The sequence below is a fragment of the Streptomyces fildesensis genome, from assembly GCF_016107395.1.
Classification (GTDB): domain Bacteria; phylum Actinomycetota; class Actinomycetes; order Streptomycetales; family Streptomycetaceae; genus Actinacidiphila; species Actinacidiphila fildesensis.
On sequence record NZ_JAAIKO010000372.1, the window covers coordinates 1 to 237 of the forward strand.

General features: G+C 42.6%; 1 protein-coding gene. It reads right to left on the reverse strand.

Annotated features, from left to right (window positions below; genetic code table 11):
• Nucleotides 1–67: 67 nt before the first annotated feature.
• The coding region (locus C6N31_RS46640) for an Hsp20 family protein (RefSeq protein WP_198359765.1) at nucleotides 68–237 on the reverse strand (170 nt) is incomplete at its 5' end.

Below are 237 nucleotides of genomic sequence, written 5' to 3' on the forward strand. Positions count from 1 at the left end.
GTGCGTGTGTGTGTGAGAGATAAAGAGTAAATATTGTGTTGAGGTCAGAGTTGGAAGTGAAAGCTCTTTAGAGTTTGCTGGAAACGTTTACATTCTTCGTCTTGGGGGATTTTGGGGAAGTTGCACGCTTGGGAACAACGATGGTGAGGACCCCATCATCAGCTTGAGCCTTGATCTGATCAACCTTAACATTTTCTGGCAAAACAATTTCTCTACAGAAATCTCTCTGTGAATTTG